At 61.4% G+C, this 25366-nt stretch carries 21 protein-coding genes and 5 pseudogenes; 10 read left to right on the forward strand and 16 right to left on the reverse strand.

All coding sequences use genetic code 11. The features are described 5' to 3' along the window. Positions 1–527 (forward strand): annotated as a pseudogene (locus FJ490_RS24485) (tyrosine-type recombinase/integrase); the annotation flags it as partial. Positions 528–529: 2 nt separating this feature from the next. Next, a pseudogene (locus FJ490_RS24490) lies at positions 530–1666 on the forward strand (IS91 family transposase); the annotation flags it as partial. 658 nt (positions 1667–2324) lie between these two features. On the opposite strand, the gene FJ490_RS24500 reads toward FJ490_RS24490, so the two are convergent. From FJ490_RS24500 to chrA, 3 genes are all read right to left on the reverse strand, one after another. Beyond that, positions 2325–2723 (reverse strand): invasion associated locus B family protein, encoded by a 399-nt coding sequence (locus tag FJ490_RS24500; protein WP_224656334.1) that lies wholly within the window; start codon positions 2721–2723, stop codon positions 2325–2327. Then, positions 2635–3516 carry a hypothetical protein gene (locus tag FJ490_RS33240; RefSeq protein ID WP_224656336.1) on the reverse strand — a complete coding sequence of 294 codons (882 nt, stop codon included), beginning with the start codon at positions 3514–3516 and terminating at the stop codon, positions 2635–2637. The genes FJ490_RS24500 and FJ490_RS33240 overlap by 89 nt, the downstream gene beginning before the upstream one ends. A gap of 1089 nt (positions 3517–4605) precedes the next feature. Further along, entirely contained in the window at positions 4606–5820 is a 1215-nt protein-coding gene (gene chrA, locus FJ490_RS24510) for a chromate efflux transporter (protein ID WP_246679082.1), read from the reverse strand. 64 nt (positions 5821–5884) lie between these two features. Here chrA and FJ490_RS24515 point away from each other — a divergent pair. Next, positions 5885–6261: pseudogene (locus tag FJ490_RS24515) on the forward strand (VOC family protein). Positions 6262–6831: 570 nt separating this feature from the next. Here FJ490_RS24515 and FJ490_RS33245 read toward each other — a convergent pair. From FJ490_RS33245 to FJ490_RS24550, 7 genes are all read right to left on the reverse strand, one after another. Continuing rightward, positions 6832–7152 (reverse strand): hypothetical protein, encoded by a 321-nt coding sequence (locus FJ490_RS33245; protein WP_246672802.1) that lies wholly within the window; start codon positions 7150–7152, stop codon positions 6832–6834. Between the two features lie 1026 nt (positions 7153–8178). Further along, positions 8179–9354 (reverse strand): MFS transporter, encoded by a 1176-nt coding sequence (locus FJ490_RS24525; RefSeq protein ID WP_140565810.1) that lies wholly within the window; start codon positions 9352–9354, stop codon positions 8179–8181. Between the two features lie 68 nt (positions 9355–9422). Then, positions 9423–10037: a 2-hydroxychromene-2-carboxylate isomerase gene (locus FJ490_RS24530; RefSeq protein ID WP_140523034.1), complete on the reverse strand. Its 615-nt coding sequence runs from the start codon at positions 10035–10037 to the stop codon at positions 9423–9425. Positions 10038–10097: 60 nt separating this feature from the next. Next, on the reverse strand, positions 10098–10463 hold the full coding sequence (locus FJ490_RS24535) for a nuclear transport factor 2 family protein (protein ID WP_140523036.1): 366 nt from the start codon (positions 10461–10463) through the stop codon (positions 10098–10100). Positions 10464–10751: 288 nt separating this feature from the next. After that, entirely contained in the window at positions 10752–11252 is a 501-nt protein-coding gene (locus tag FJ490_RS24540; protein ID WP_140523038.1) for a DUF2285 domain-containing protein, read from the reverse strand. 55 nt (positions 11253–11307) lie between these two features. Then, the gene (locus tag FJ490_RS24545) at positions 11308–11502 is read right to left on the reverse strand and encodes a DUF6499 domain-containing protein (protein WP_140523040.1); all 195 of its coding nucleotides are present in this window, start codon (positions 11500–11502) and stop codon (positions 11308–11310) included. A gap of 127 nt (positions 11503–11629) precedes the next feature. Continuing rightward, a complete protein-coding gene (locus FJ490_RS24550) occupies positions 11630–12310 on the reverse strand; it encodes a hypothetical protein (protein ID WP_224656331.1) in 681 nt (226 codons plus the stop codon). A gap of 95 nt (positions 12311–12405) precedes the next feature. Here FJ490_RS24550 and FJ490_RS24555 point away from each other — a divergent pair, with 95 nt between their 5' ends. Further along, positions 12406–12666 (forward strand): helix-turn-helix transcriptional regulator, encoded by a 261-nt coding sequence (locus FJ490_RS24555; RefSeq protein WP_224656332.1) that lies wholly within the window; start codon positions 12406–12408, stop codon positions 12664–12666. Between the two features lie 69 nt (positions 12667–12735). On the opposite strand, the gene FJ490_RS24560 is transcribed toward FJ490_RS24555, so the two are convergent. Next, positions 12736–13062 (reverse strand): DUF736 domain-containing protein, encoded by a 327-nt coding sequence (locus tag FJ490_RS24560; protein WP_042643545.1) that lies wholly within the window; start codon positions 13060–13062, stop codon positions 12736–12738. 617 nt (positions 13063–13679) lie between these two features. On the opposite strand from FJ490_RS24560, the gene FJ490_RS24565 reads away from it, so the two are divergent. The 3 genes from FJ490_RS24565 (at position 13680) to FJ490_RS24575 (ending at position 17630) form a co-directional block, all read left to right on the forward strand. Continuing rightward, positions 13680–13865, forward strand: a complete 186-nt coding sequence (locus FJ490_RS24565) for a DUF3606 domain-containing protein (protein WP_140523042.1) — start codon at positions 13680–13682, stop codon at positions 13863–13865. A gap of 53 nt (positions 13866–13918) precedes the next feature. Continuing rightward, entirely contained in the window at positions 13919–15820 is a 1902-nt protein-coding gene (ligD, locus tag FJ490_RS24570; protein ID WP_224680367.1) for a DNA ligase D, read from the forward strand. A gap of 103 nt (positions 15821–15923) precedes the next feature. Beyond that, positions 15924–17630, forward strand: a complete 1707-nt coding sequence (locus FJ490_RS24575; RefSeq protein WP_140523044.1) for a DNA polymerase/3'-5' exonuclease PolX — start codon at positions 15924–15926, stop codon at positions 17628–17630. A gap of 29 nt (positions 17631–17659) precedes the next feature. Here FJ490_RS24575 and FJ490_RS24580 read toward each other — a convergent pair. Next, positions 17660–17846 (reverse strand): annotated as a pseudogene (locus FJ490_RS24580) (hypothetical protein); the annotation flags it as partial. Between the two features lie 48 nt (positions 17847–17894). Between FJ490_RS24580 and dinB the strand changes: the two are divergent. Next, positions 17895–18995 carry a DNA polymerase IV gene (dinB, locus tag FJ490_RS24585; RefSeq protein WP_140523046.1) on the forward strand — a complete coding sequence of 367 codons (1101 nt, stop codon included), beginning with the start codon at positions 17895–17897 and terminating at the stop codon, positions 18993–18995. 549 nt (positions 18996–19544) lie between these two features. On the opposite strand, the gene FJ490_RS24595 is transcribed toward dinB, so the two are convergent. The 4 genes from FJ490_RS24595 to FJ490_RS24610 form a co-directional block, all read right to left on the reverse strand. Further along, positions 19545–20474 (reverse strand): DUF2493 domain-containing protein, encoded by a 930-nt coding sequence (locus FJ490_RS24595; RefSeq protein ID WP_140523050.1) that lies wholly within the window; start codon positions 20472–20474, stop codon positions 19545–19547. A gap of 357 nt (positions 20475–20831) precedes the next feature. After that, positions 20832–21887 (reverse strand): toprim domain-containing protein, encoded by a 1056-nt coding sequence (locus tag FJ490_RS24600; protein WP_140523052.1) that lies wholly within the window; start codon positions 21885–21887, stop codon positions 20832–20834. Further along, positions 21887–22144 carry a hypothetical protein gene (locus tag FJ490_RS33250; protein ID WP_140523055.1) on the reverse strand — a complete coding sequence of 86 codons (258 nt, stop codon included), beginning with the start codon at positions 22142–22144 and terminating at the stop codon, positions 21887–21889. Before FJ490_RS33250 ends, FJ490_RS24600 begins: the two co-directional genes overlap by 1 nt. A 254-nt stretch (positions 22145–22398) precedes the next feature. Continuing rightward, the gene (locus tag FJ490_RS24610; RefSeq protein WP_140555422.1) at positions 22399–23358 is read right to left on the reverse strand and encodes an ArdC family protein; all 960 of its coding nucleotides are present in this window, start codon (positions 23356–23358) and stop codon (positions 22399–22401) included. 561 nt (positions 23359–23919) lie between these two features. Between FJ490_RS24610 and FJ490_RS24615 the strand changes: the two are divergent. Both FJ490_RS24615 and FJ490_RS24620 read left to right on the forward strand, forming a co-directional pair. Next, a pseudogene (locus FJ490_RS24615) lies at positions 23920–24169 on the forward strand (hypothetical protein). 240 nt (positions 24170–24409) lie between these two features. Further along, a complete protein-coding gene (locus FJ490_RS24620) occupies positions 24410–24943 on the forward strand; it encodes a MucR family transcriptional regulator (protein WP_140523057.1) in 534 nt (177 codons plus the stop codon). The last annotated feature ends 423 nt before the right edge of the window (positions 24944–25366 follow it).

Raw genomic sequence — 25366 nt, forward strand, 5'->3', positions numbered from 1 at the left:
CAGGCCGCGCTGTCGGTCGCTTATGGCGCGGGCCTGCGCGTGGCGGCGGTGGCGACGCTGAAGGTTGCTGACATCGACAGCCAGCGCATGCTGTTGCGCGTCGAGCGCGGCAAGGACGGGCGATACCGCAACGCCATGCTGTCGCAAGACCTGCTCTTGTTGCTGCGCCAGTGGTGGAAGGGCGGACGCCAGCAGGGGGGTGATGCATCGCGACGGCTGGCTGTTTCCTGGGCAGCATGCGATGAAGCCCATCAGCACGCGGCAGCTCTATCGCGTGGTCGTCGAGGCAGCGCAGGCGGCCGACATCGCCAAGCGGGTCGGGCCGCACATGCTGCGTCACAGCTTCGCCACCCACCTGCTGGAGGACGGCACCGACATTCCGGATCATCCAGGTCTTGCTCGGGCGCGCCAAGCTAAATAGCACCGCCTTCTACACCAAGGTTGCAACCCTCACGGTGCGCACCGTCACGAGCCCGCTCGACAAGCTTGGCCTCTTCAAGCTGGAAGAGATCTCGCCCGACGGCTGAGCGTGCGCGCCTCGATTGAGGTTGCCGACATCTTCCGCACTGCCGGGCCCGCCTACCGGGCCGTCCATGCAGGGCATCTGACACTGCAGCAACTCAAGGTCATGTCGGCGATCGAGCACTGCCGCACCGCCGCCCTTGGCGGTCACGTGGAGGCCTGCGAGGACTGCGGCCAGTGGCGCATCGCCTACAACTCCTGCCGCAACCGGCACTGTCCGAAGTGCCAGGGTGCCGCGGCGCGGACATGGCTTGCCGAGCGCGAGGCCGACCTGCTGCCGGTCGGCTACTTCCACGTCGTGTTCACGCTGCCGGCCGAGGTCGCCGACATCGCCTTCCACAACAAGGCGGCGGTCGACGACCTGCTGTTCAAGGCGGCATCGGAGACGATGCTGACGATCGCTGCGGATCCGAAGCATCTCGGCGCGCGCATCGGCATCACCGCCGTCCTTCAAACTTGGGGCTCGGAAATGTCGCACCATCCGCATGTGCACATGATCGTGCCGGGCGGCGGCATCGCGCCAGACGGAAGCCGGTGGATATCGTCGCGCCCGGCCTTCCTGCTGCCGGTGCGCGTGCTCGGCAAGCTGTTCCGCCGCCTGTTCCTCTCTCGGTTGGTTGCGCTGCACGATGCCGGCCGGCTCACCTTCTTCGGATCGATGGCGCACTTCACCGACCGGCGAGCATTCCTGCGGCACCTGGCGCCGGTCCGGAAGAAGCGCTGGGTGGTTTATGCCAAGGCGCCCTTCGCCGGGCCTCAAGCCGTACTTGCCTATCTGTCCCGCTACACCCACCGCTTTGCGATCTCGAACCGCCGCCTCATCCGATTCGATGAGGCCGAGGTCACGTTCCGCTACAAGGACTATCGTCGCGACGGCACAGACCGGCAGCAGATCATGACGCTCGCCACCGACGAGTTCATCCGCCGATTCCTGCTCCACATCCTGCCGCGTGGCTTCCACCGCATCCGGCACTACGACCTGCTCGCCGGCGGCTCCCACAAAGCCAGCCTCGCACTCGCGCGCAAACTGTTGAGCGTCGCGCCGCTGCCCGAAGACGGCACTCCGGAAGAACCGACTGACTTCCGCCCGCCATGCCCGTGCTGCGGCGGACGGATGATCATCATCGACGTGTTCGAACGTGGAGGCAGCCGCGCGGGCCGCCGGACGCGTCGGCGACGAACCGGGAGAGCGTCCCATGACGCGGCATGGCGAAGTCCAGCCTTCAGCCACAGGCGCTCAGCCTCCGGCGACGAACCCACGCGCGTCCATGGAGATCATCGGCCTCGACAGGGCTGCGTCCGACCGCACGCCGAGCCGAGGAGGCCGCACGGCCGGAAGACAAGGCGGTCCGTGCATCAATCCCGCCGCTTCTCGCCGGCGGTCGCGCTATCCCCGACACCAGCCAAAAATCGAAATCCCCATAACCCCTCGCCTGTGGCTCGAGGGTTCCTTCTTCGGAGACTTTCGTACGCCTGCCGGCGCCCGAAACTCTTCACGGAATCGGACGGCTGGCTTCTAGGCTCAGATCATCAGAAGCGGACTTAACAGGAGGTCTGTGCGCCTCAGCTGAACTGATCCGAACGCGAACAGCGAAATCGAGAAATTGAAGAGAATAGGTCCGCTCGCCGGGAGCAGCCTTTACGTCTAGGGCTGTCGAAATCCCACGCGCGCCCTGTAGATTCTCCCAAGGTAAGCCAACCGCGCGGGTTTAAGCTCCTCTCGCTTCAATCCCGATGACGTAGCGCGTCGAGCCAATATCTTAATATCATAATTACAGCACTGGACCATTCCTCGGGGGCCTTCAGTAGCGCGGCTTCCCGATCAGCCCACCAGCTGTCTGTCTCACGCTCCAGCAAGATACGGACAAAGCGATGTCCTTCTGGTCGGTGCTTCTGACCTTGATCTTCAGCACCGAACCCGCCCGCAATGCGGCTACTGTTCCTTCATCGAGGGTGAGCGGCACGATGCAGCCGGCCGGCAAGCAGGTTGAGAAGCGCAGCGCCTCAAGGGGCTGGCTGTCATCGATCTGCAATGCGGCGCCGGCGTCGAGCATAAGCCCAAACGGAAGCACGACATTGCCCGCGAGCGTGGCGTCGCTGTTTCGCCTAAGCTCAACAGCCAGGACCCGCTGGCCGTTCTGCTGCGTCTGTTGCTGGGAGACACCGCACGTTACCGTTGATGTGCTGCTTTGACAGGTCAGGCTCCAGTCTTGATAGCTTTCCTGGAGCGAAGTCGCGCCGCCTGGCAGCTTTGAAGTCACATCTTGAGACAAAGCCGCGGTGCCCATCACCATCAAGCCGAGCGTCGCCGCTGCACTGGCCAGCGGGAATTTCCACATGCGCAATTCGATCACCTTTCTTGCGGGTGAGATTTATGCTCAGGAACTCCTGCAGCTTTCGCGCGGACTGCCTGGAAAGGCCGCCCTTGAACTGCTCCGGTCGGCTGGTTCGTGAGGCATAGGCGTAAAGCACGTGAATGCCCATGATTGCGATCAGCTGCTCGATATGGACGTGGCTGACGCCCTCCTTCTTCGTAAGCTCCGCCTTGAGCAGTTTGGCGATGCGCAACGCATTAAAGTCCCGCGTGCCAAGGGGCGGAGGCATCAACTCCGTCTCCACCGGGCCGAATTGCTGCCTGGCCAGTTCCTTCAGGCTGTCGTCCGGGTAGACGATAATTGCGCTCTCCCGCGCCTTCGACAGCCGCAAGCGAGCTTCAAGATGTGCCGGCTTGACGATGATGCTCCCTGCCGCCGCGTCGTAGCGCTCAGCCTTGGCTCCCCCGAGGGAGGCACACACGCCTGGTGCGGCCTCGAGACCGACATAGACAACGTGATCACTTGCCTCGAAGGTGTGTAGACCAGGTGCCATGACGGAACAAGACGCCCTGCCCCGCTGAGTCGCTATCGTCCGCTCATCGGTTGTCGAAGAAACAGATTGCAAGTCCAGTTCGGGTGGATCGAAGCCGGCATCCAGATCGTGCTCAGAAGAAGTCATATCAGTCGGCCTGTGTCACAGCGCGAGGCAGGAAGACATTCACGTTTCAATTAGTGAATCCTAATTTAGAAGACGAACACTCCCATTCACCTTAGTGAGCGCCGTCAGACGTCCCTGGAATGTAAACTATCCCCCGAATGAACCGGTTCCCGATCATTCGCTTTTGATTCAACTCAACAATGGAACAAGGGTCGTGTGCCACACCCGCAGCGGTTGTGGACCAGAGTTGAGCGGCTTGTCATTGACCAGACCCCAACCGCAAAAAAGTGAGCTCGAAGGGTTGCCATGCACTCACGGGGGCGCATATCGGGTCGCGGGGATGCACTGCGGTTCGCTGGGTGCGCGGGCCACAACCTTGATGATGGTGACGGAACATTGAAAAATCCCGAACTTCGCCCAATCGATCTTCCACAGAGCAGCAGCGGCCTCGGAGCCTTGTGACCAGACTATTCGGAGTGCATGGGAATGCGGGGCCGAGGCTGGATTCGGGAACTGCGGCTTGCTGACGCTCAACAGCTCAGAAAGCAAATCGCCCAGTTCGAAATGGAACTACTTACGGAAAGAGAGTCATTCAAACTAAGAAGGCTCGCGGAGCTCGGCTATCACATCCATTCCCGCAAGTTGCGACTTCAACGCCTGGAGCGCTGCATCTCTGCGCTGAAGTGACTGATCTCTAGGAACCGCCGGCGACCGCCGAGTGGTCCGCTCGCGAAAAATAAGCTTTGGGGAGCACGATCCTGCATTCCATGCGCAGCGATCGGAGGCGGCGAGGTTGTAATACGAGTGTCCCATTCCGTTTCTCCTTCGGCCATGATTGGCCACCGGAGAAACGCGGGTACCCCTCGGGGCGTGATCCTGGCTAACCGCAATCTGATCGGTCCCGACATCGTGATCGCGGCGACGGCTATAGTACGGGCCTCGAATCGATGGTGGGCAAGCTTGGCGTTCTGGACGGCAGGGCGTTCCGCTTTTTAACGGCGGCGATCATGATCCGACGCGGCCGGGTCTGTGGTTCACGGGAATGCAGCCAAATGTCCGCGGCTGCTTCGCCGACGCCAGGATTCAGGCGCGCCATCGCAAAGGCCATTGTCAAATCATCGCGGCGCGAAGCGCGCCAGCAGCGGCAAGCAACGCCACAACAACCCACGACGGCATCCGCCATACGACCAGAAGCAGGAACCCGGTTACAGCCAGAGCAAAATCCCCTGGCGTGACGACTGCGCTCTTCCATACCGGATCGTAGAGAGCCATCCCAAGGATGCCGACCACAGCCGCATTCGCACCGCGCATCGCAGCCTGGGCGCCTGGACGCGAGCGCAGGGCGTCCCAAAACGGCAACATGCCGTAAACAAGCAGCGTACCGGGCAGGAAGATGGCGATAAGCGCGATCGCCGCGCCGGCCAGGCCGTTTGGAACGGGGCTTGCCACGCTCCCCAGATAGGCAGCGAACGTGAAGAGCGGCCCCGGCACTGCCTGCGCCAGTCCATAGCCCTGCAGGAAGGCTTCGTTCGTCACCCAGCCCGTGTTGACGACCTCCGTTTGCAGCAGCGGCAGCACCACATGGCCTCCGCCGAATACCAAGGCCCCAGAGCGGTAGAAGGCGTCAAAGAATGCGATAGCGTGACTACCCGTGGCCCGTTCCGTCAGCGACGGAACGACAAGGAGGACAGCAAAGAGTGCTAGCGAAACAGCGCCGCCGCGAGCCGAAACGGGAAAACTCAAATGTCCAGGCACCTTGGTTTCCTCGCCAGGGCAAAGCCATAGCCCGGCGAGGGTTCCAAGGACGATCGAAGCTATTTGCGCGAACGACCCGCCGACGACGACGACAACCGCAATCGCGAGTATCGCAATGGCGGCGCGCTGCTTGTCGGGCGTTAGCGTTCGCGCCATGCCCCAGATTGCTTGTGCTACCACGGCAACAGCCACGAGCTTGAGCCCGTGAAATACGCCGTCCGCGACTGGGCCATGAAGCCCTGCCGCACCAAAAGCGAAGGCCACAATGATCAGTGCCGATGGCAGGGTGAAGGCGAGCCATGCTGTAAGGCCACCTGCCAGGCCACCACCTCTGAATACGCCGAGGGCGAAGGCCACCTGGCTGGACGCCGGACCAGGAAGAAACTGGCAAAGGGCGACGAGATCGCCATACGCTTGCTCATCGAGCCATTTGCGACGCAACACCAGTTCGTTGCGATAGTAACCGAGATGCGCGATGGGTCCGCCAAACGATGTGAGGCCAAGCCTCAGGAATACACGAAAGACTTCGCCTGCGGACCCGCGTATCGGCGCGCCTAGCTGTTGGTCCATTGCGTTGCCCATACGAAATCGCTTCTAATAAACTTGCCGGGGGTCGTTTGAAAGGTGATCCATAATGACGCCAGCCAGTGTTCGGTACATTGTCAACGATGTCGCAATCTCCGTCGCCTTCCACACGCAGCACCTTGGGTTCACCATCGAGCAGGACGCACGGCCAGCGTTTGCGTCGGTGACCCGTGGTCCCTTGCGGCTGATGTTGAGTGGCGCTGCAAGCTCCGGCGCACGGCCGATGCCGGACGGTCGCCGTCCAGTGCCCGGCGGGTGGAACCGCATCCTGCTGCTTGTCGAAGATCTGAAAGAGGAAGTCGAACGGCTGAAAGGCGCCGGGTTGCCATTTCGCAATGAGGTCATCAGTGGAGTCGGTGGCTCGCAAATCCTGCTCGAAGACCGTCGGGGAACGTGATCGAACTGTTCCAGCCCGCCGCTCACTGACAGGTTCTCAACCTTGCTTTTGGAACTGACCGAGGTTTGAAGCTCGTCGGAACGGCCGAATCGGTGCAAGCGGCCGTAGACATGGTCGGAGTTCTGACGGCGTGTATAGGCGCCGTCTTCCGACACGAGGCTTTCAGGGCCAGGCGGCGGGCCTAAATGCCGCCCATTCCTCAGGCTAACAGAATACGGCACCATCAAGCTGCGCATGGGGTTGAACGCGCATCGTCGGAAACTTGGAACCCCCGCTTAGTCACTCGGAGCCGCGTGCGCCGTGGCGGAAGAGCTGTACTTCTAACTCGCCTCCCTATTGACAGACGGGCTGCATGCCGGGCCGCTCCGGCGGGAGCGCAATGTAGCCTTACTCGGCGACGGCAATAAAACAAAGCAGGTGTGCGACATCCAAACATTTGGATTCAACGTCCGGCATAATATGGCTTGAACGAAGTGCAAATGCTATGACCGTCGGATCGACAGAGTTCGGAGACCCATTCGCGGACGCAAGCGGTCCGTAGGCGGAGATGATCCGGAGGCTGCACCAAAGGGGCGATGATGATGGAAGCAGCGCCGCATTCACAGATTGCTGACCACTACGCGCGAGGCAGCCTGGTCGCAGGTATTCGCGATGGTCTTGCCGCCATGGGGAAGACCGAAAGCACGGTCACCGCCGAGGACCTCTCGCCCGTAGACGAGTTTCACATTGGCGGCCGCGCCGCCACGGGAGAGTTGGCAGGGCAACTTGCGCTCACCGCTGCGGATCGAGTGCTCGACATCGGCTGCGGCCTCGGTGGACCAGCGCGACAGATCGCAGCGAAGTATGGCTGCCACCTCACCGGCATCGATCTCACTCGCGACTACGTCGAAGCCGGCAATGTCCTTTCCGGCTGGCTCCATCTAGGGGAGCGCGTCTCGTTGCAGCAGGGCGATGCTTTGCGGCTGCCCTTCCCAGATGGATCGTTTACTGCCGCATACATGTTGCATGTCGGAATGAATATCGCCGACAAGAGCGCACTATTTTTCGGACATTGCGCGGGTCCTATGCCCCGGGGCGCGTTTCGGTGTCTTCGACGTCATGCGCACTGGACCCGGCGAACTGTCTTATCCGCTGCCATGGGCGAGTACGGCAGATACGAACGCGATCGCCGCTCCAGAGCAGTACCGCGACACACTTTCCGCGGCAGGGTTCGAGATCTTGTCGGAACGCCAGCGGCGTGATGCTGCGCTCGAGTACTTCGCACGGCAGCGCGCCCAAGTGGCCATGGGGCGGGCAGTACTGGGCGTGCAAACTCTCATGGGAGCGCGGCGGCCCCAGATGGTCCGAAACATGAGCGAAAGTATTTCAGCCGGCCTGATTGGGCCGGTCGAGATTATTGCCCGAAGGCGGTAATATCTGTTGTCGATTTCAACTGATTCTGGCGGGAAACGCAATGTCTGCTTCGGGTCAGGAATTGAACTAACGCGCCCGCCCCGTGCAAGTCCGCTTTGGTGAGCAGCAGCGCTAACTTCAACGGCCGGAATTGGGCGCATTGCTGCCCATCATTTCGGCTGAAAGCGAAGAGACATGGTCGTCGCGCTGCATCGTGTCACGCGGGTTCTCGAATCGGACCCGAGGTCCGCATCCCGACTACCTTCTGGAATCACCTCTCCGAGACTCTCCGGCGCAAGCGGGGAATGCTTGTGGGGTTGGGACGGGTGACCCGCGGTCGCCTCATTCCAGCCGTATCGCCGAGGAGCGATCTGAGCCCAGGTCGAGTGTGGCCGACCGGACAACGTCCCGACGCTCGTCGAATGGCCCTCACTGACGAGAGAAGCAGCAGGACGATTGGCTTCGACACCCACGCCTAGAATAAAGCGTTGATGACTACCGTGCCACGCAACGACACCATGTCCCGGGGTATCACCAAGGTTTGCTTGCGCGTTCTACGTCGAGGGAAGCGCCAGCCGCTTCTGGCCAGCAACGATACGGCGGAAGAACCACAGAATGGCTGGGCAAACCAGGAGCACGACGGCCCCGAAGTCCAGCGCGGCGCTGGCGGAGCCGATCGAGGTGGAAAGCTTTCCGCCGATCGCCGCTCCAACCGGGCTCCCGGCATAGAAAGCCGTATAGAATATTCCCATTCCGATCGCCCGCGTTTTCCGCTCGAGCACACGTGCTGGAAGGCTCATGATCGCACCGGCGGGGAGGCCGCAGACGGCACCGACGGCAATGACGATGGGAAGCACGTGGCCGCTTCGCGACAGGAGAACCGTTAGCAGGGCAAAGGCGATGCTGCCTGCGACAATGATGGCTTCGCCGCGTTTGGTCTGATCAGCGAGGAAGCCACCAAAGGGAACCGAAATCGCCGCGAGCCAGAGGACGATGCTGATCGTCGATCCAGCCGCAGCCATGGACCATCCTCGCTCAACCAGCATCGATGGCCCGAAACTGAAGATCATCGACAAACCGAGATTGTAGAGACACCAGATTGAGCTAGCGGCAACGACTGCATAGACCGTTTCCGAGGTCAGACTGCCTCGTTCGCCTTCAAGAGAGACCGCCGCCTCCGGCGCGCGGTAGACGAAAGCCATGAGGCCGAAGCCGATCAGAATCCACCCCGCGACGGCAAGGTTGACGAGATGAAGCCCGAACCTCGCTCCGATCCATGGCAGGAGCATGAGCGAGATTGCGATGCCCACCGGCCACGAGTTGACGAAAATGGCCATCGCGGTTGCGATTTCGCGACCAGTGAACCAGTCGGCCACCATCTTGGTCATCAGGACGCTCAAGAGAATGCCGCCAGTGCCCGCAATCAGTCGGCCCGCGATCTGCACGCTCCATAATGCCGACGTAGTCATAAGCAATTCGCCGGCCAGCATCGCCAGGAGCCCCCCGAGGACGGTCGCCTTGTCGCCATAGCGGCGTCCGATCGTGCCACCGGGCAGAGCAAGCAGGACGCCGGGCGCAAAGTAAACTCCTATAAGGATACCGATGTCGGCCAGGCTCGCATCGACGCTTTGGCTAAGCTGTGGTGCGACGGCCCCTACGCTCCCGAACTGAAATGCGAAGGCGGTGCGAGCGACAAACAAGACAGCAAGAATGGTCCAGCGGCTTGGCACTTGAGTCCTCCCGTGGGACTGACAATCCGCGCATGGTTTTCACCAAATGCCTGGCGCACTCAGTCCTATCAATGATGTCTCAGCGCTTGCAGATCATGTCGGCCAGCGGCCCAGGCAAGCGCCTCTTCGAGCCTGTCGTCACCCCAAAACGTCTCGCCATCCACGACGAACGCTGGAGAGCCGAAAATGCCGTAGTTGCGGGCCGCGTCGGTTTCAGCCTTGAGACGCTCATGGGCACCGGGCTCATCGGCCCTTGCAATCGCACGACCGACATCTTGACCGAGGGGGGCTAGCACATGCTCCAGATGGGCACGGCTACCCAGATCCATGCCTTCTAGGTACCACGCCCTGAAGCTTGCGACGGTATAAGCCTCGCACCAGCCCTCTTCGGCCGCCACCATGGCGACTCGGTTGGCCACAAGGTCCGGATCGGTCGGCCAGATGGGTGGCCTGACATAAGGCACCCCGTGCGTCGCCGCGCGTCGCTCCACATCGCGCCACATGTACTTCACCTTTGCCGCCTGGGTGCGGAGGGCGATGTTGTTCTCGGCCATGACGGTGCGGACATTGAAGGGCCGCCATCGAACGGCAACACCCGACCGTTTTGACACCGCATCAACGCGCATCACGGACAGATACGAGTAGCCGCTTCCGAAGAAATAGAAGAAGTCGAGTTGCTGCATTCCCGTCGCCTCCCATCCATGGATGCCGACACTCAGCCAACTCGGCAACAAACCTATGCCTCAGTCGGTGCTGTTAAGGCTGCACATCCGTATCAGCCATGATCCGCCGGCCTGCTGCTCGAAGACGTTGACAGACGTACCGCTGCCAACCTCCAGGCCCTCGGTATACGTCGCCAGACACCAAGCCAGGTCACCAGATCTGCCCGCGTGTATCACTGTCATCTTCTTTTCAGGCGCCTCGTCGTGGCCGTGCGTCCAGGCTGTATGGAGAGCTTCGATAGCATCCCGGCCCCGAGCAGGAGGCGCGTAGGGCGAAAGTAATTCGGCATCGGCCGTAAACATGGCGCCGCATGTTTTGGCGTCGCCAGCACGATAGGCAGCCACATAGGAATTCCAGAAAACCTGCAGTTCCTCGTGAATCGACATCGGACGGCCCTCCGGAAGCCAGTTTGCTATATTAGCGGTTTCTTAGATGTACGACAATTCTCCAATGCTGGTCCGCCGCTGGCCATCTTCCCACCTAGCCGTTATCGCGGTGACCCCGGGGGGTCGGTCTCCGCTTCAGGTAGTATGCGATCTCACACCGCGCGCACGGGTGCGCTTATGGGATATCGCAAAGGCGGGCTCTACGTCGGAGTTGAAGGCGAAGAGCAGCCGTTCACTCCAGAATCTGCCGACAGCGCATAAGTGGACCAGGCGCCGGACGGACCCCCTTCAGGAGAGGCGCCTTCGTGCGCGCAGCAATTGGCGGTAGCCGCGCTCGACCATCTTCAGGCCGTCGCGCACGAGGCGATACGTCTGGTAGCGGAAAGGCGAGTCCTGCCAGTCAGTGGCACTGACCAACTTCCGACCAAACAAGGCCGTCGCGACTTCGAAATGAGATGCCTGCTCCTCACGGCCGTCAAGGCACTGCAGCATATGGCCAAGACGCCGCCGCTGGGCCGAGGTCAAGCGGGCATCGGGAAGGTGTTGCCTGTGGATCGAGCGGACGAATCTCTCGATCGCCTGTAGCCTGTCATGCGCCATGTCATCGAGTGGAATTATGGCAGCCAGCGGCTCGCCTGGTCGCGCGCCGCCGAGAAGCGCCAACTGCACGCCGGCCGGCGAAGATCGCACGTGAAGGCCGACTTCGTCACGCTTTCCCGCGGCCAACCGAACATCGCGGGCGCTGTCTTCCCGCGCGAGCATATCCGCCGGAACCTCGACCAGGTTCACGACCCCAGGGTCGATCTGAGGCGCCCAATAGACCGGCTGCTCGACCGCGGACTGATCAGGCCTGGCGGCGAAACTGCAAGCCCCAGCGCTTGCGCAGCGCACGCATCGCTTTAGCCGAGCGGGAGGCCGCGAAGTCCCGCTGATACTGGGGATTTCGTCGCAGGAACTCCCAGGCAATCTCATCGGCCGCGGCGCCTTTAACGAACGCGTATGCCTGTGGGTCACACCACTGCGATGTATCGGGCTTCATCCGTATCCTTCCCTTCTCATGGATTTGATACGGAGACGCAGCGTTGAGCGAAATCCTTGGATTCCGTCATTGACGAATGAACGAGAGAGATCTCGGCGCCGAGCATCAGGCCGAGACTTTGCGATGCCTACTGGCTGGCCCCTTCCAGTGTCTTGAATGTGTCCGTCCAGGCGCGATAGGCCTCCTCATCGCCCTGGCTCCACGCGCTGAAGGCGCGCCAGGCGGCGAAAGAGGATGCAGACTGCTCGAACAGCGCGCCGATCGACTGGTCGCCTGCAGGCCAGCCGGCAGGCTCGCTGTTTATCGCTTCAGGCGTGAGGCGCCGCAGATCGGCCAGGGCCGAGCGGATGTGGGGCAACGGAAATTCGCACAGGTCTGTGTTGTCAGCCGCTTCTCGAACGATGACTGCAAGCTTGGCGATAACGCCCGCCAGCGATTGGGCAGACGTCACTGCAATCTTATCCAACAAGGCATCGGCCTTTTCAGCCTCGCTCTGCTCCGCCGTCCGGGCATCGAGATAGCGGTCGGCGTCAGCGCCCTCCCCGCGCCCAGGGACTTCGCCGACGGAGAAGAGCGCGCCGCGCTCCAAGAGCCCCTCCTCGGCCTGCTGCTGCCTGACACAGGAGGCTAGCATTCCAACATGAGCGTCGATCCAGGCAAGGGACAGGACGAGTGCTGGATCGGCCGACGGCGGGTCTACGACCGCATGGTCGGCCGAACGCTTAGGGTGTTCTTTGGTGCATGGCGATTGCCTCTCCCGTCCCAGCGTGACGGGAGGCAAAGTCGTGGTATTGTCGGAATCAGCCATGATCCGAGCTCCACACAGCTTGGCTTTGGTCAGGTCGAAAAGGGTGTTCGCGCACCCTCTTCGACCGCAAGTTCGAGACAGGGGTAATATACAAATTGATTGAGGTCAATCATAATATTGGAGACAAGGCGGCGAATTTCAGCGCCGAGCAGTGCCGCGGCGCACGTGCAATGTTGGGTTGGAGCCAAGATGATCTGGCCCGCGCGGCCACCGTCGCACGGCAGACAATCGCTGATTTCGAACGCGGCGCGCGGACTCCGATTGCAAATAATATATTAGCGATCGTGAATGCGCTTGAAAGAGCAGGCATTGAAGTACTTCCCAACAATGGGATCCTCTTGCGTAAGAGCAGCTGATCGCGATTTCTGGACCACCGTCGAATGCGAAAGCCCGTCCGACCGGGGTCGAACGGGCTCGATTGAGAGTTACTCGCCGTTGCGGCGGTTGGGGCGGGACCAGATGAGGCTGTGGCCCTCGCCTTCCTCGTCGGCGAAGAGGTTGGCGTAGATCGGGGCGGTGAAGCTCGGATCGTCGAGCTTGAGCCCGAGATAGTCGCGGCCCTCGTTGGAGCGCTTGGACCAGGCGGCGCCGATTTCGGCCTTGCCGACCACCACGCGGTGGCTTGGAGCGTTCTCGCCGTTGGCCCGGGTGTCGGGGACGATGCGCACGCCCTTGGCCTGGACGCTGAGGGTGACGATCTCGCCGGTGAACTCGTTCGCATTGGTCTTCTTGAAAGTGCCGATGGTAGCCATTTTCAGTCTCCGTTTCTTCGTTTCCGAGCCCGCACCATGCGGCCTCGATGGCGATCGCGGGGCCGGAGGCGACCGCCGCCGCATCGCTTGCGACCGCAGCAAAAGCGGAGGATGGCGGAGGCGCGCGTTTCTTGGTTCCGCGAGGAATGGGCTTTGCCCAGGGGAAGAAACGCGCAACGCGCCCTTGCGGCATAGGCGGTCGAGGCTTCAGCCGTCCTTCGGCCAGATCAGCCGGCTCGAGAGGTCGTTGGTGCACTCTGTGAAATGAAGAGGGAGGAAATGGCGGCACATGCGATTAGAAGACCAAGCCACCGGGTCTCCAAGATGTCTCTCGATCGGCTTGGCATGGGCTGTATCAAGCCCTTATCACGTCGGCATGAGGCGACCGCCACCTCGTCCGCAGTGGCGGCTCGGGACCCGATCCGCGCGAACTGCCGCCCAAGGAACTGCGCAAGCCGCGACATCTACATCCCGGGTCTGCATATTGACAACATTAAGGTCAAGACGGCGGGAGTTCAGGTGAATCGAATTTCTTGCCCGGCTCAGGATCGCAAGACGACCCGAGGCGTTACACGTCGACACCGTGACTCCGCGCCCTGGCAAGAAGGAAGACGATAATGGCAGACAACAAGTCGAAGCGAGGCGCCGCCGACCGTCGGCAAGTCTCCGGCGGTGAAGGCTACGAGGTCAATTACTTTGCCCGCAAGCACGGCATCAGCAAAGAGCAGGCCGAGGCGCTGATAAAGCGGGTCGGCAACGACCGCGACAAGCTCAATGCCGCCGCGCAGAAACTAAAGAAATAGGCCGCGCGCCGGAATGGCGCGTCGGACAATTCGGTTTGGTGAGAGTAAATTCTGTGAGCAAGTCAGCGTCGCGTCGCCTCACAATCAGAGGATCTTCAACTCCCCCTACGAAGCCAGCCTCGCGACGCGCGGCCAAACTCGCGCCACCTGCCTTCCGGCCGGTCCAGCTCGCAAAACTGGTGGACACAGTTCCCCCCGGCGATCGCTGGATTCACGAGATGAAATACGATGGCTACCGCATCCTCGTCGCTGTGGGTGGCGGAGAGGCGCGCGCCTATACGCGCTCCGGTCTGGACTGGTCCGACCGTTTTCCCTCGATCCTGTCCGAGGCACGCAAGCTCAAGATTCGCTCGGCGCTCATCGATGGAGAGGCCGTCGTCACCGACACCGAGGGACGATCCAGTTTCCAGGCGCTTCAGAACGCATTGAAGGGTGCTCCGGCGAGCATTGACTATTTCGCCTTCGACCTGCTGCAGCTCGATGGCGAAGACCTGACCAGGCTTCCGCTCCTGGAGCGCAAGAAGAAACTGGAGGCAATTCTGCCGGCCAGGAACCCCATCTTTCGCTACTCCGATCATATCCAGGGCCGTGGAGAGGAATTGCTGAACCGCTTCTGCGACGCCGGCCTGGAAGGGGTAATCTCGAAGCTCGCGGATTCCGACTATGTCGGCGCCCGGGACGGCAGCTGGCTGAAGATCAAGTGCATCAAACGTCAGGAATTCGTGCTCGTCGGCTGGACGCCGTCAGACAAGGATCGCGCGTTTCGATCGCTGATTCTTGTTTTCAATGATGGCGGAAAGCTGCGCTATGCCGGCAAGGTCGGGACCGGTTTCGATACCGCCGAGATGGCCCGGCTGATGAAGATCATGGCGCCGCTCGAGCAGAAAGCCGCCACGGTCGAGGCGCCGCGCGCGGAGGTTCGCGGCGCCCACTGGCTGCGTCCCAAACTTGTAGCCGAGATCGCCTTTACCGAGATGACCAACGAAGGAACGCTGCGTCATCCAAGCTATCTTGGCCTGCGCGAGGACAAGAAGCCGGAGGCCGTCGTGCTCGAGACGGAACACCGCACAGCAACCCTGCCGTCACCGGCAATCAGCACGATTGCGATCAGCAATCGCGGCCGCGTCATCTACCCGGAATCCAACATCACCAAGGGACAGCTAGCCGATCATTACGCCGAGGTCGCCGACATCATGCTTCCGTGGGTCGGCAACAGGCCGATCAGTCTGGTCCGCTGCCCGCAGGGCCGCGCGAAGAAGTGCTTTTTCCAAAAACACGACGCCGGCAGCTTTGGCGACAAGGTCCATCACGTCGGGATCACCGAGAAGGACGGACACGAGGAGCCTTACCTCTATGTGGACGATGCCGACGGGCTGATGACCTGCGTCCAGATGGGAACGATTGAGCTGCATGGATGGGGAGCCCGCATCGAGGACGTCGAAAAGGCCGACCGGTTGGTGTTCGATCTGGACCCGGACGAGGGCTTGGATTTTGAAGCCGTCCGCGCGGCTGCCTTTCAATTCCGCGACATCCTCAAATCGTTGGGACTGACGACTTTCCCGATGCTGACGGGCGGCAAGGGGGTGCATGTGATCGCTCCGCTGACCCCACAGGCAGAATGGCCGGAGGTAAAGGATTTCGCGTCCCGCCTGGCTCAGGCGGTCGCCCAGAGCGATCCGGCCCATTTTACCGCCGCGTTGTCGAAGGCCCGCCGCAAGGGTCGCATATTCGTAGACTATCTGCGCAACCAGCGCGGAGCGACCGCGATCATGCCGTACAGCGCGAGAACCCGGCCGAGTGCTCCGGTGGCGGCGCCGATCACCTGGGCGGAGATGAAGACCATCAATGCACCCTCGCATTTCCATGTCGGCGACGCTCCCGAATTGAAGAAACGAGCGGCTTCCAAGGCTCTGGCGGGCTGGGGGCGCGCTGATCAATCCCTGCCACATCTGTAGCGCCAGCGGGCAGAGGAGAAGCCACGCCGTTTTTCCAACCCGGCGCCATGGCCCGCCAGGATTCTTTGGAACCTGCCAAGACCGGCCTCGTTTGCCTGAAGCCATGGCAAAAACCGACACGAGGACCATCGCCAATCTTCTGAGGGAATACGCGCATAGGACATCCCTGCGCGGCGGTAATCCCTATCGCGCAAAGGCGTATCTACGTGCCGCTGACAGCCTGGCGGCACTCTCCCAACCACTTGATCGCATCATCGCCGCCGGCGCCCTCACCAGTATCCCGGGGATCGGGGACGCCATCGCGGACATCGTGACGAAGCTCCATCAGACCGGCACGCACCCAAGCCTCGACAAACTGCGGGAAGAGGTGCCGGCAGGCGTGATGGAGCTGTTTGCAATCCCTGGTCTTCGGCCCGACAAGATATTGAAGCTTCACCAGGCGCTCGGCGTGAGTTCGCTGGCGGAGCTCAAAACCGCGGCGAAGGAAGATCGCATCAGGCCGGTCAAGGGGCTTGGTGCCGCGCTTCAGACGAAGATCCTGGAGAACCTGGCTATCGCGCGAAGCGGTCAGATGCAGCTTCATCTCCACAAGGCTGCTGCTCTCCTGGAGCATGCAATGGCATCGTTGCAGCAAGAACATCCGGAGTTCTCCCGCGTCGAGATCGCCGGTGACTTCCGGCGCGGGTGCGAGCTCGTTTCCGCTTTCGCGCTGGTAGCGCAAGGCACGGAGCAGGCCGAGCTCGCGGATGCGACCCTGCGGGTTGTCATCACCGACAAGAAGCACTTTGGCGCCAGGCTCCTCGACGCGACCGGTTCGGCAGATCACCTCAAGCAGCTGAAGACGCTCGCGGCCGTCAAGGGATTTGTCCTGAAGGGTGACGGGCTCTATCGCGGCCGAAAGCTGGTCGCCTCAGCGACAGAAGAGGATATCTACGAGACCATAGGCCTGCAGTTCGTCGAGCCCGAACTGCGCGAAGGCAGGGATGAGATCAGACGGGCGGCCAGCCACGAGCTGCCCGCACTTGTTCGAGACCAAGATCTGTGTGGCATCCTGCACTCCCATACGACAGCGTCCGACGGCACCGAGACGCTCGAGACGATGGCCGAAGCCACGCGCAAGCGCGGGTTCGAATATTATGGTGTCGCCGATCATTCGCAGTCCGCTCACTATGCGGGTGGCCTTTCGCTGCAGGAGATAACTGAACAGCATCGCGAGGCCGACCGGTTGAACCGGCGGTATGGTGGGAGATTCCGTATCCTGAAAGGCATTGAGGCTGACATTCTGGCGGACGGCTCGCTCGACTATCCGGATCATGTCCTGGAGCAGTTCGACTTCGTCGTCGCCAGCGTGCACAGCCGCTTCAAACTGCCCAGGAAGGAGCAGACTGAGCGCATCATCGAGGCGATCGGCAACCCCCGGACGACGATCATCGGCCACATGACAGGCCGCCAGCTGTTGCGGCGCCCGGGCTACGATCTCGACATCGCCAAAGTTCTTCGGGCCTGCGCCAAATTTGGCGTCGCCGTCGAAGTCAACGCACATCCATGGCGTCTCGATCTCGACTGGCGCTGGCATCAGGAGGCACTCGAATACGGCTGCATCTTCAGTGTCAATCCGGATGCTCATTCAATTCGCGAGCTCGATCACATGCACTGGGGCGTTGAGATGTCGCGCAAGGGCGGCGTCCCTGCGCAGCGAGTCCTCAATGCGATGCGCCTGCCGGCTCTGCTTTCCTATCTGGAAAAGCGCAAGCGCGCATCCAAGAGGATCGGTCGACCACGCCTGATGGCGAGGGACGCTATGCTGTAATTCAATTGGCTGGTCTGGTGCGGCCTCCTTCAACAGGTGCACGCTGCGTATATGATATTGGAATCGAGCCAACGGTCCAGCTGACCGAGCTGTTCGACCGACAATGTCCCTGCCGGCAACGGTCTGGTCAATGATTTGGCGGAGACCGACGGATCGAGCCACGCGGCCCAATCCTTGAATGACGATTTGACGGTCATGATAAGGGGCGATGTCCGGAACTGAAGATTGTAGGATCCGGCAGCACGAAGCTTATATCCTGGCGGAATGACATTGCAGGCAAATGGCCCCTGCCGCGGCGCTGACCCGCGCAAGATAATCCATGTCGACATGGATGCGTTCTACGCGTCGGTCGAACAGCGCGACAATCCAGAACTCCGCGGCAAGCCGCTTGCCGTCGGTGGAGCGGCCGCCCGCGGCGTGGTGGCTGCCGCAAGCTACGAGGCCCGCGCCTTCGGCGTTCGCTCCGCCATGCCTTCGGTCACGGCAAAGCGCAAATGCCCCCAACTCATCTTTGTGCCGCCTCGTTTTGACGTCTACCGGGCAGTCTCGGCTCAGATCCGCGAGGTGTTCGCCGAACATACCGATCTCATCGAACCGCTCTCGCTCGACGAGGCTTATCTCGACGTGACGCAGAACCGGCTCAATATTTCGTCGGCCACGACGATCGCCGAGACGATCAGGACAAAGATCCTGATGGTGACCGGTCTCACCGCTTCCGCCGGAATCTCGTACAACAAATTTCTCGCCAAGATGGCGTCCGACCAGAACAAACCGAACGGCCAGTTCGTCATCACGCCACGCCATGGGCCGGCGTTTGTCGAGGGTTTGCCGGTCAAGAAATTTCATGGTGTCGGTCCTGCGACCGCCGCGAAGATGGAGGCGCTCGGAATTGAGACCGGCGCCGATCTCAAGGGCAAGTCGCTCCCTTTCCTGCAGCAGCATTTCGGAAAGGCGGGGCTCTGGTACTATCAAATCGCGCGCGCCATCGACGAACGCAAGGTCGAACCAGATCGGCCGCGCAAATCAATCGGCGCCGAGGACACGTTCGCAGTCGACATATTCGACCTCAATGCATCAATCGCCGAACTCAAGCCGCTGGTCGCCAAGGTCCGGGGCTACTGTGAGGGCAAAGGCGTTCGGGGCCGGACCGTCACGCTGAAGATCAAGTTCGCCGACTTCCAGCAGATCACGCGCAGCCGCACGGTGGCGGTGCCGATCGAACTTCCGGATTTCGAACATCTCGCAGCCGATCTCCTTCAATCGGTGTTTCCGGTGCGGAAGGGAATCCGCCTGTTGGGCGTCACGCTTTCCTCCCTAGGCGATGTGTTGCCGCCGGATCAACGTCAACTGCGCTTCGAGCTTTAGCACTGCCCTGGGGCCAGGACGGAAAGGACGTCCGGCCGCATCTTGTCCGGATCATCGCTCGGGTGGATCGATCGTCGCGGACGATCTGGGAAACCTCTCCTTCATATTCGTCGGCCGCACGACCGTGAGTGTACCGTCGCCGGCGCCTGGTGGCGAGGCTGAAGGCGAAGGCGTTGGCTTCGACGAGGGACATTTTCCCGGCTCCTGTTCTGGAAGCGGGGAGCGATCCCCGCGTGACAGACGCCCGATGTATCCGGCCGAGGGCCGCAATCACCGTGAAGGCAAAGCCGAAACGGCGGCACGCTTTGCGTAGTCCGACCCTTTATGGATTGATGGCATCAGGCCCTCGGACCGGACCAAGGAATTGCGCCGACAAACGCGGGGATAGGGTCCCTGTTCTCCATTCCAGGACGGGATGGGATGTGAACCTCATGGTTCGCCACTTCGCATTCACCGCCGCCAAATCGGCAGGAGCGATCGTTCGATCAACGCGCCGGGAGCGACGAAAAACAAAGCGAATGACTGGAGGCGACTGGCCTTGTGGCGCCGTCATGTGGCGCCGAACCTCATCACCGGAATGCCGAGCCTGCGGGCCTTGTCGGCGAGGTTGTCCTGAATGCCTGAGCCGGGGAAATGAATGACGCCAATCGGCAAGGTGTCGAGCATGGCGTCGTTGCGCTTGAAGGGCGCGGCCTTGCCATGTTTGGTCCAGTCCGGCTTGAAGGCAATCTGTGGCACCTTGCGGCTGTGAGCCCATTTGGCCGCGATCAACTCGGCACCTTTGGGTGACCCGCCGTGCAGCAGGACCATGTCCGGATGCTTGCCATGGACCTGGTCGAGCTTGGCCCAGATCAGCCAATGATCGTTGAAATCGAGCCCGCCGGTGAAGGCGACTTTCGGGCCCGGAGGCAACAGCACCTGACTGTCTGTATGCTTCCTCGCGGCAACGAAGTCCCGGCTGTCGATCAGAGCCGCGGTCAGGTTGCGATGGTTGACGACAGAGCCCGAACGCGGGCGCCAGATCGAGTGTGTGTGGCGCTCGTAATGCTCGGCGGCCTGATCGCGCATCAATTCGAAGGCGTTGCGGCGTTCGAGCAGCGTCTGACCTTGGGCGATGAGGCGCTCGAGCTCGACCGACTTGACCTCGGATCCGTCTTGTTCGCGCTGTAGCCGTTGCTGGCCAAGCTCGTTTTCATCGAGCTCGCGTTCGATCCGCTTGGTCGCGCGATGGAACAGATTGACCGTCCCCCACAGCAACTCCTCGAGGTCGGGCTCAAGGCGTGTGTCGGCCATCGCCACCAGGAGAGCGTCGAAGATGTCGGCGATGCTGGCGGCTATGACCCGGCCTTCGGGAAGCGGGCGCGGATCGGGTTCATCGTCGAAGGGACGGTAGCCGTAGAGCTGAAGCTCGTGCAGGATGTGGTCGATGGATGATGATGCGGGTTGCGGCTCGAAGTCGGTATCGTGCTCGGTGCTCATGGCGGCTTGCCTTCGTGGGACCGGCCGCGCCCATCGCGGCCTTCATGGCGACGAAGGCGATGGACGATCCGGACTTGCACCCGAAGCGCCAGCGCAGGGCCGGAACGGGAGTGAAGGATGGCGAAGCCCGGCTATTTTGGTTCGCGATGGAAAGGCCCGAAGACGAGGTCCCGGGCGGCTCGCCGCACGGGGTGGCAAGGGCCGCCGGAAAATAACGGGGCGCAGCCATTGCCTGTCCGGACCGGCTGGTGCCCGATCGCCCTCTGGAAGGCCGGTGGGCCGGCCCTCGCCTCAGCGAAGGCCCCCCTGCGCACCGAGGTACGCCTAGCAAATGCCACCCCTCCCTTCCCCTTCCGGTCAGGCCGCCAGCTTCACGAAGCGCTCGACATCCTGTGGCGCGATCTGAACCCGCAGGATCCCCCTCAGCGCATTGACGCCGAGTAGACGCAGATCCTCGTTGAGGTCGCCAAGTTTCGGCGTCAGAACCATGGCCTCGATACCGGCCGCGCTGGTGCGTTCAATCAGGGTTGCCACTGCTGCGTCGCCTGCCGGATCATTGTCACGGGCGATGTAGAGGCGCCGCAATGTGTCAGGAAACAGGATTGCGGACAGATGCGCCGCCGACAAGGCTGCGAGTGCCGGCATGGCGGGCAGGACAGTGCGTTGCGACAGCATGGTCTCGATGCCCTCACCGGCGGCCATGACATCGCAGCAGCAGCCGAAGCGGACAGCGTGTCCGAGCAGTTCGCCCATGGCCCGTCTCGGTGTCTCGAGCGGAGCGCGGCCGAGATGGGCTTCGCTAAATCCGCCCGGATCGAGCCAGGTGCGGTGGGCCCCGGTAAGCTTGCCTTTGAGGTCGGTGACCGCCGCGACCATTGCCGGCCAGGTTTCAGTCCGGCCGCGGTCTGAACGGTAGTAGCAGCGAGGATGAAACCGTAGGCTCCCAGTCTCATGCACGGCTGTAATCGCGCGTGCGCGCAAATACGTCTCCACAAGAGTTCCCCGTATCGGCTGCGACATGGAGACCAGCCGCCGCGCCGCTTCAGGGGAACCGCCGGCAGCGGGAACGGCTTGCTCCCACTGGCCCTTTGGTTCGTTCGTGGGCGGCATGGACAGAAAGCTGCGCGCCTCGCCGGACACATCCTTGAAGTCCGTCAGGCCAAGCGATTCACGGATGACGTCCAGAAGGTCGCCGTGCTCGCCGGTGGCGGCGTCGGTCCATTTCCCGGCGGCACCCTTGCCGCAATCCGGTCCCTTGAGACGCACAAACATCGAGCGCCCCGGCGCATTGCGGGCGTCGCCAACCAGCCAGTAGCGGCCCTCACGGCGACCGTTGGAAAGGTAACGGCGGCAAACAGCCTCAGCCTGCCGAGCAAGATGGCTTGCCAGTTCGGATGCATCGCGAGGCAGCATCAGCGGGCCTCCCTCTCACTGATGCGCTGCACTGGCCAACACTCGATAACCTTGGCCGGCACCGCAGGCCCGCTGGCGTCCGCCGGCACAAACATGCGCAGCTTCCAGGATATGATTTCATGGAAGAGTCCGTAGGCGGTGAGCCGCTCGCGCATGGTATCGGTGATGCGACGCACATTGGACTGGCCGAGCACCAGCTTGTTGAAAGGGATATCGCGCGAGGACGACAGCGTGATCTTTTGAACGGCAGTGGTCATTTGAAGGTCTCCGCGACGGGCCGCCGAGAGCCTCTCTCTCAGCCTTGAACCCGTCACAAGATCCCTCCAACCCTCTCCCTCTCCTGCCTGCACAATCCGGCACACCGTTGCTCGACTGCCGAGCGCGCACGCATGTCGGCCTGTACGTTGTCTCCGCGTGAGCCGATGGTTGGAGCGGACAGACGAAGTGCGGCTGGCACTTGATACCTATGCCGATCGGCGGAACGGTGCATGCGCTGTTCGGGTCAGCGAAATTATGCCGCCCATTTGTCGTTGCCTGCGCTCAGCCCGATGGATGCTTCGGCCTCCACCGGCACGTGGCCAAGAAGCCAATCGGCCGCCTTGCTGGCCAGGCTGGCGGCGCGAACGATGGCGCGATTGTCCTCGCGCAAAACCTCCAGCCATGAGCCGATGTAGTCGGCATGCCGAACCGTGGGCACTATGCCCAAGGCGGCGCAGCAGAAGGCCGCGTTGATTTCTGCCACGAGTTCCTCGAACGCATACTTCCTGGAGGCGGTAGAGCCGGATAATTTGCGATCGAGACGTGAACTGTGGCCGGTGGCATGACCGAGCTCATGCAAGGCTGTCCGATGCCAATTGATCGGCTCGAAGTAGGCTTGGGGCGGAGGCACCTGTATATAATCGTGGGCCGGCACGTAAAACGCCCTATCGCCGCCGATACGAAAGTCGATGCCGGTGGCCTTGATCAGCGCCTCGACACGCGGTTCGATCGGGCTAGCCACCGGCAGTACAGCCGAAGCTGCGATTTCGTCAGGTAGCCCTTTACATTGTTCAATGTTGAAAACGGTGAAGCGCTTGAGGAACGGGATGGCTTGAGCATCCTCACCCGTCTCGCGAGCGCGCTTCTTCTCGTGATCCGGGACAAAACGATCGGCATAAACGACCGTTGTCCCGCGCTCGCCTCTACGGACATTCCCGCCGAGCGCGAAAGCCTGTCGATAAGTTATCCAACTCTGCGTTGGGAACCCGCATTCAACGACCGCGCCCCAGAGAATAAGCACGTTGATCCCGCTATACGCGCGATGCGTCCTGGCATTCTTCGGCAGGGAAAGCGACGCGTTTGCGGCGGAAGTTCCCCATGGCTGAACCCAGGGAAAACGACCCCCTTCCAGCTCGGCAATTATCTTGCCGGTGATCTCGTCGTAGAGGTTCGACCGGTCGGCGGCGTGGGTTCGTTTGGTCCGGACATACATCGCGGTTCTCCGCGACGGGCGCCGAAGGCCTCTCCTTCCGCTTTCAACCCGTCGCGAAAAACCCCTCCCATCCTCTAACTCTCCGTCGGGAGAGCTCTGCTTTCCCGACCAAATGAAAAACGGCGTACAAGGCGGAGGCACCGAAATGTCCGTCATTGCGACCAAGTCAGTTCGGTGCTGGAGCAAGTTCGTGGCCCTGAGACCGGTTCAACAGAGGCGGCCGAAGGAGCATCAGCATAGCGCCGCCGCCAGGCGGGATGCGGGACCGACCGCCCCCGGCGAAGGGCGCCGGATCAAAAACGATTGGTGCCATGCCTGCGTAAAATAAGACACTCTTCGAAGAAGGGGGCACCGTTTTTACCGGTCGTCGCGTGATTCCGACGGTCTATTTCCAGTACACCAACTCGGCGCTCAACCAGCAAACCATCCTATTTACACGCCCTGACCGCAATTCACCGCACCGTTTGATCGGATCCCTTCCGGCAGTGGCTATACAATCCAGATCTTGATCCATGAATGGGAAGCCCACGCACAAGGGCGGACACATACCGGGGCGAGGTTATGAAAAGCGACTCCCTTTCCTATCCTTCTCGGGGTCTCTCACGCGAAGAAGCTGCCCGATATGTTGGCGCGGCCATGACAAAATTCGACCAGATGGTTGCTGACCGGCGCATGCCGAAGCCGAAGAAAGTTGACGGCCGCGTGATTTGGGATCGCCTTAAACTCGAAGCGGCGTTTACCGAACTACCTGGAGACGATGACGAGAATATCGTCGACTTCCTGTTTGCAAGGGAATCACCGCAGGGAATAGATTCATTCCGCCATGATCGACAAATGTCCCGGCCTCTCCTCTTACACCGACCTCTCGGCGTTTCGTTCATGGCAGCCTTGCCGGCTCTGCTTGGCTAGGTTGACTCGCCTAGGTGTAGTATTTTCGGCATGTTTTGGGAAAAAACATGTGGCTTGTAGAGGGAAATAAACTATTTGTCTCGCTGGCGGTATGGCAAATCAAAGCTCGATCAATTCGTCCGATACGGTAAGAGGAAACTATATGACCACTGCTCTCGAACATGACGGCCAACTGGATACTGTGTCGATAGCGGCCGACATCGTCGCCGCGTATGTCTCGAACAATCCGCTGCCGGTTGGCGAGTTGCCGAAGCTGATTGGCGATATTCATGCCGCTCTGAAAGGCATCGGCACGACGGCGATAGAGCCTGTGGTCAAGCAGGAACCGGCAATATCGATCAGAAAGTCGGTGACGCCAGACTTTATTATCTGCCTTGAGAATGGGAAGAAGTTCAAATCGCTCAAGCGCCATATCCGAGTTCACTACAATCTGAGCCCTAATGAGTATCGCCTGAAGTGGAACCTTCCAGTCGACTATCCTATGGTCGCGCCGAACTATACGGCCACGCGCTCGGCATTGGCGAAATCAGCAGGCCTTGGACGAAAGGCGGTGGTGCCCGCACCAACCGCGAACGAGAAAACAAAAAAACCAGCGCGCTTAGCAGCCGCAAGAACACCTGCGGCGTCAATCAAGTCACCGCTGAAGAAGACGCGCAAGGCATCCGTCAAAGCCTGAGGGACTGCCCTGGCAAGGTGCCAGGCTGTAGCGGCCTGACCTTGATGAAGCCCCGCCGCGTGGCGGGGCTCAGTTGCATGTCGGTTCAGTCTGCGGCACAGCGGAACCGGATGAGGGAAGAACTGCCCCGACCAAGAAGGTAAAGAAGAGAACTAAGGACCTGGGTCTTGGATCACCGAGGTCGCTGGCACGGAGCCGGGGTGTCGTAGGGAGGCGCAGTTATGTTTCGGATTATCGCCGCATTGGCGATCGGCGGCGTTTTCATGCCGGTGGATCCTGCGTCGGTCGTGCGGCGCCCACAGGCGCCGGTGCCCTGGTCGACGGTTTATGTCGAGGGATGTTGCAAGACTTGTTCGGCCGGTCAGGCATGTGGCGATAGCTGCATCTCGCGAGAGAAGCGATGCCACAAAGCGCCCGGCTGCG

The organism is Mesorhizobium sp. B2-5-11, assembly GCF_006440835.1.
Lineage (GTDB): Bacteria > Pseudomonadota > Alphaproteobacteria > Rhizobiales > Rhizobiaceae > Mesorhizobium.

Coding starts and splice junctions, on each gene's coding strand:
- FJ490_RS24610 (WP_140555422.1), bottom strand. CDS start 23,358: ATGTATGTCCGGACCAAACGAACCCACGCCGCCGACCGGTCGAACCTC.
- FJ490_RS24595 (WP_140523050.1), bottom strand. CDS start 20,474: ATGAGCACCGAGCACGATACCGACTTCGAGCCGCAACCCGCATCATCA.
- FJ490_RS33240 (WP_224656336.1), bottom strand. CDS start 3,516: ATGACTTCTTCTGAGCACGATCTGGATGCCGGCTTCGATCCACCCGAA.
- FJ490_RS24575 (WP_140523044.1), top strand. CDS start 15,924: ATGGCAAAAACCGACACGAGGACCATCGCCAATCTTCTGAGGGAATAC.
- FJ490_RS24550 (WP_224656331.1), bottom strand. CDS start 12,310: ATGGCTGATTCCGACAATACCACGACTTTGCCTCCCGTCACGCTGGGA.
- FJ490_RS24620 (WP_140523057.1), top strand. CDS start 24,410: ATGACCACTGCTCTCGAACATGACGGCCAACTGGATACTGTGTCGATA.
- chrA (WP_246679082.1), bottom strand. CDS start 5,820: ATGGACCAACAGCTAGGCGCGCCGATACGCGGGTCCGCAGGCGAAGTC.
- FJ490_RS24600 (WP_140523052.1), bottom strand. CDS start 21,887: ATGCTGCCTCGCGATGCATCCGAACTGGCAAGCCATCTTGCTCGGCAG.
- FJ490_RS24545 (WP_140523040.1), bottom strand. CDS start 11,502: ATGAAGCCCGATACATCGCAGTGGTGTGACCCACAGGCATACGCGTTC.
- FJ490_RS24535 (WP_140523036.1), bottom strand. CDS start 10,463: ATGTCGATTCACGAGGAACTGCAGGTTTTCTGGAATTCCTATGTGGCT.
- FJ490_RS33245 (WP_246672802.1), bottom strand. CDS start 7,152: ATGGAGCCAGCCGGAAAGGACATTGCCGGCTTCGACGTAGTCGCGAGT.
- FJ490_RS24565 (WP_140523042.1), top strand. CDS start 13,680: ATGGCAGACAACAAGTCGAAGCGAGGCGCCGCCGACCGTCGGCAAGTC.
- FJ490_RS24530 (WP_140523034.1), bottom strand. CDS start 10,037: ATGCAGCAACTCGACTTCTTCTATTTCTTCGGAAGCGGCTACTCGTAT.
- FJ490_RS33250 (WP_140523055.1), bottom strand. CDS start 22,144: ATGACCACTGCCGTTCAAAAGATCACGCTGTCGTCCTCGCGCGATATC.
- FJ490_RS24560 (WP_042643545.1), bottom strand. CDS start 13,062: ATGGCTACCATCGGCACTTTCAAGAAGACCAATGCGAACGAGTTCACC.
- dinB (WP_140523046.1), top strand. CDS start 17,895: ATGACATTGCAGGCAAATGGCCCCTGCCGCGGCGCTGACCCGCGCAAG.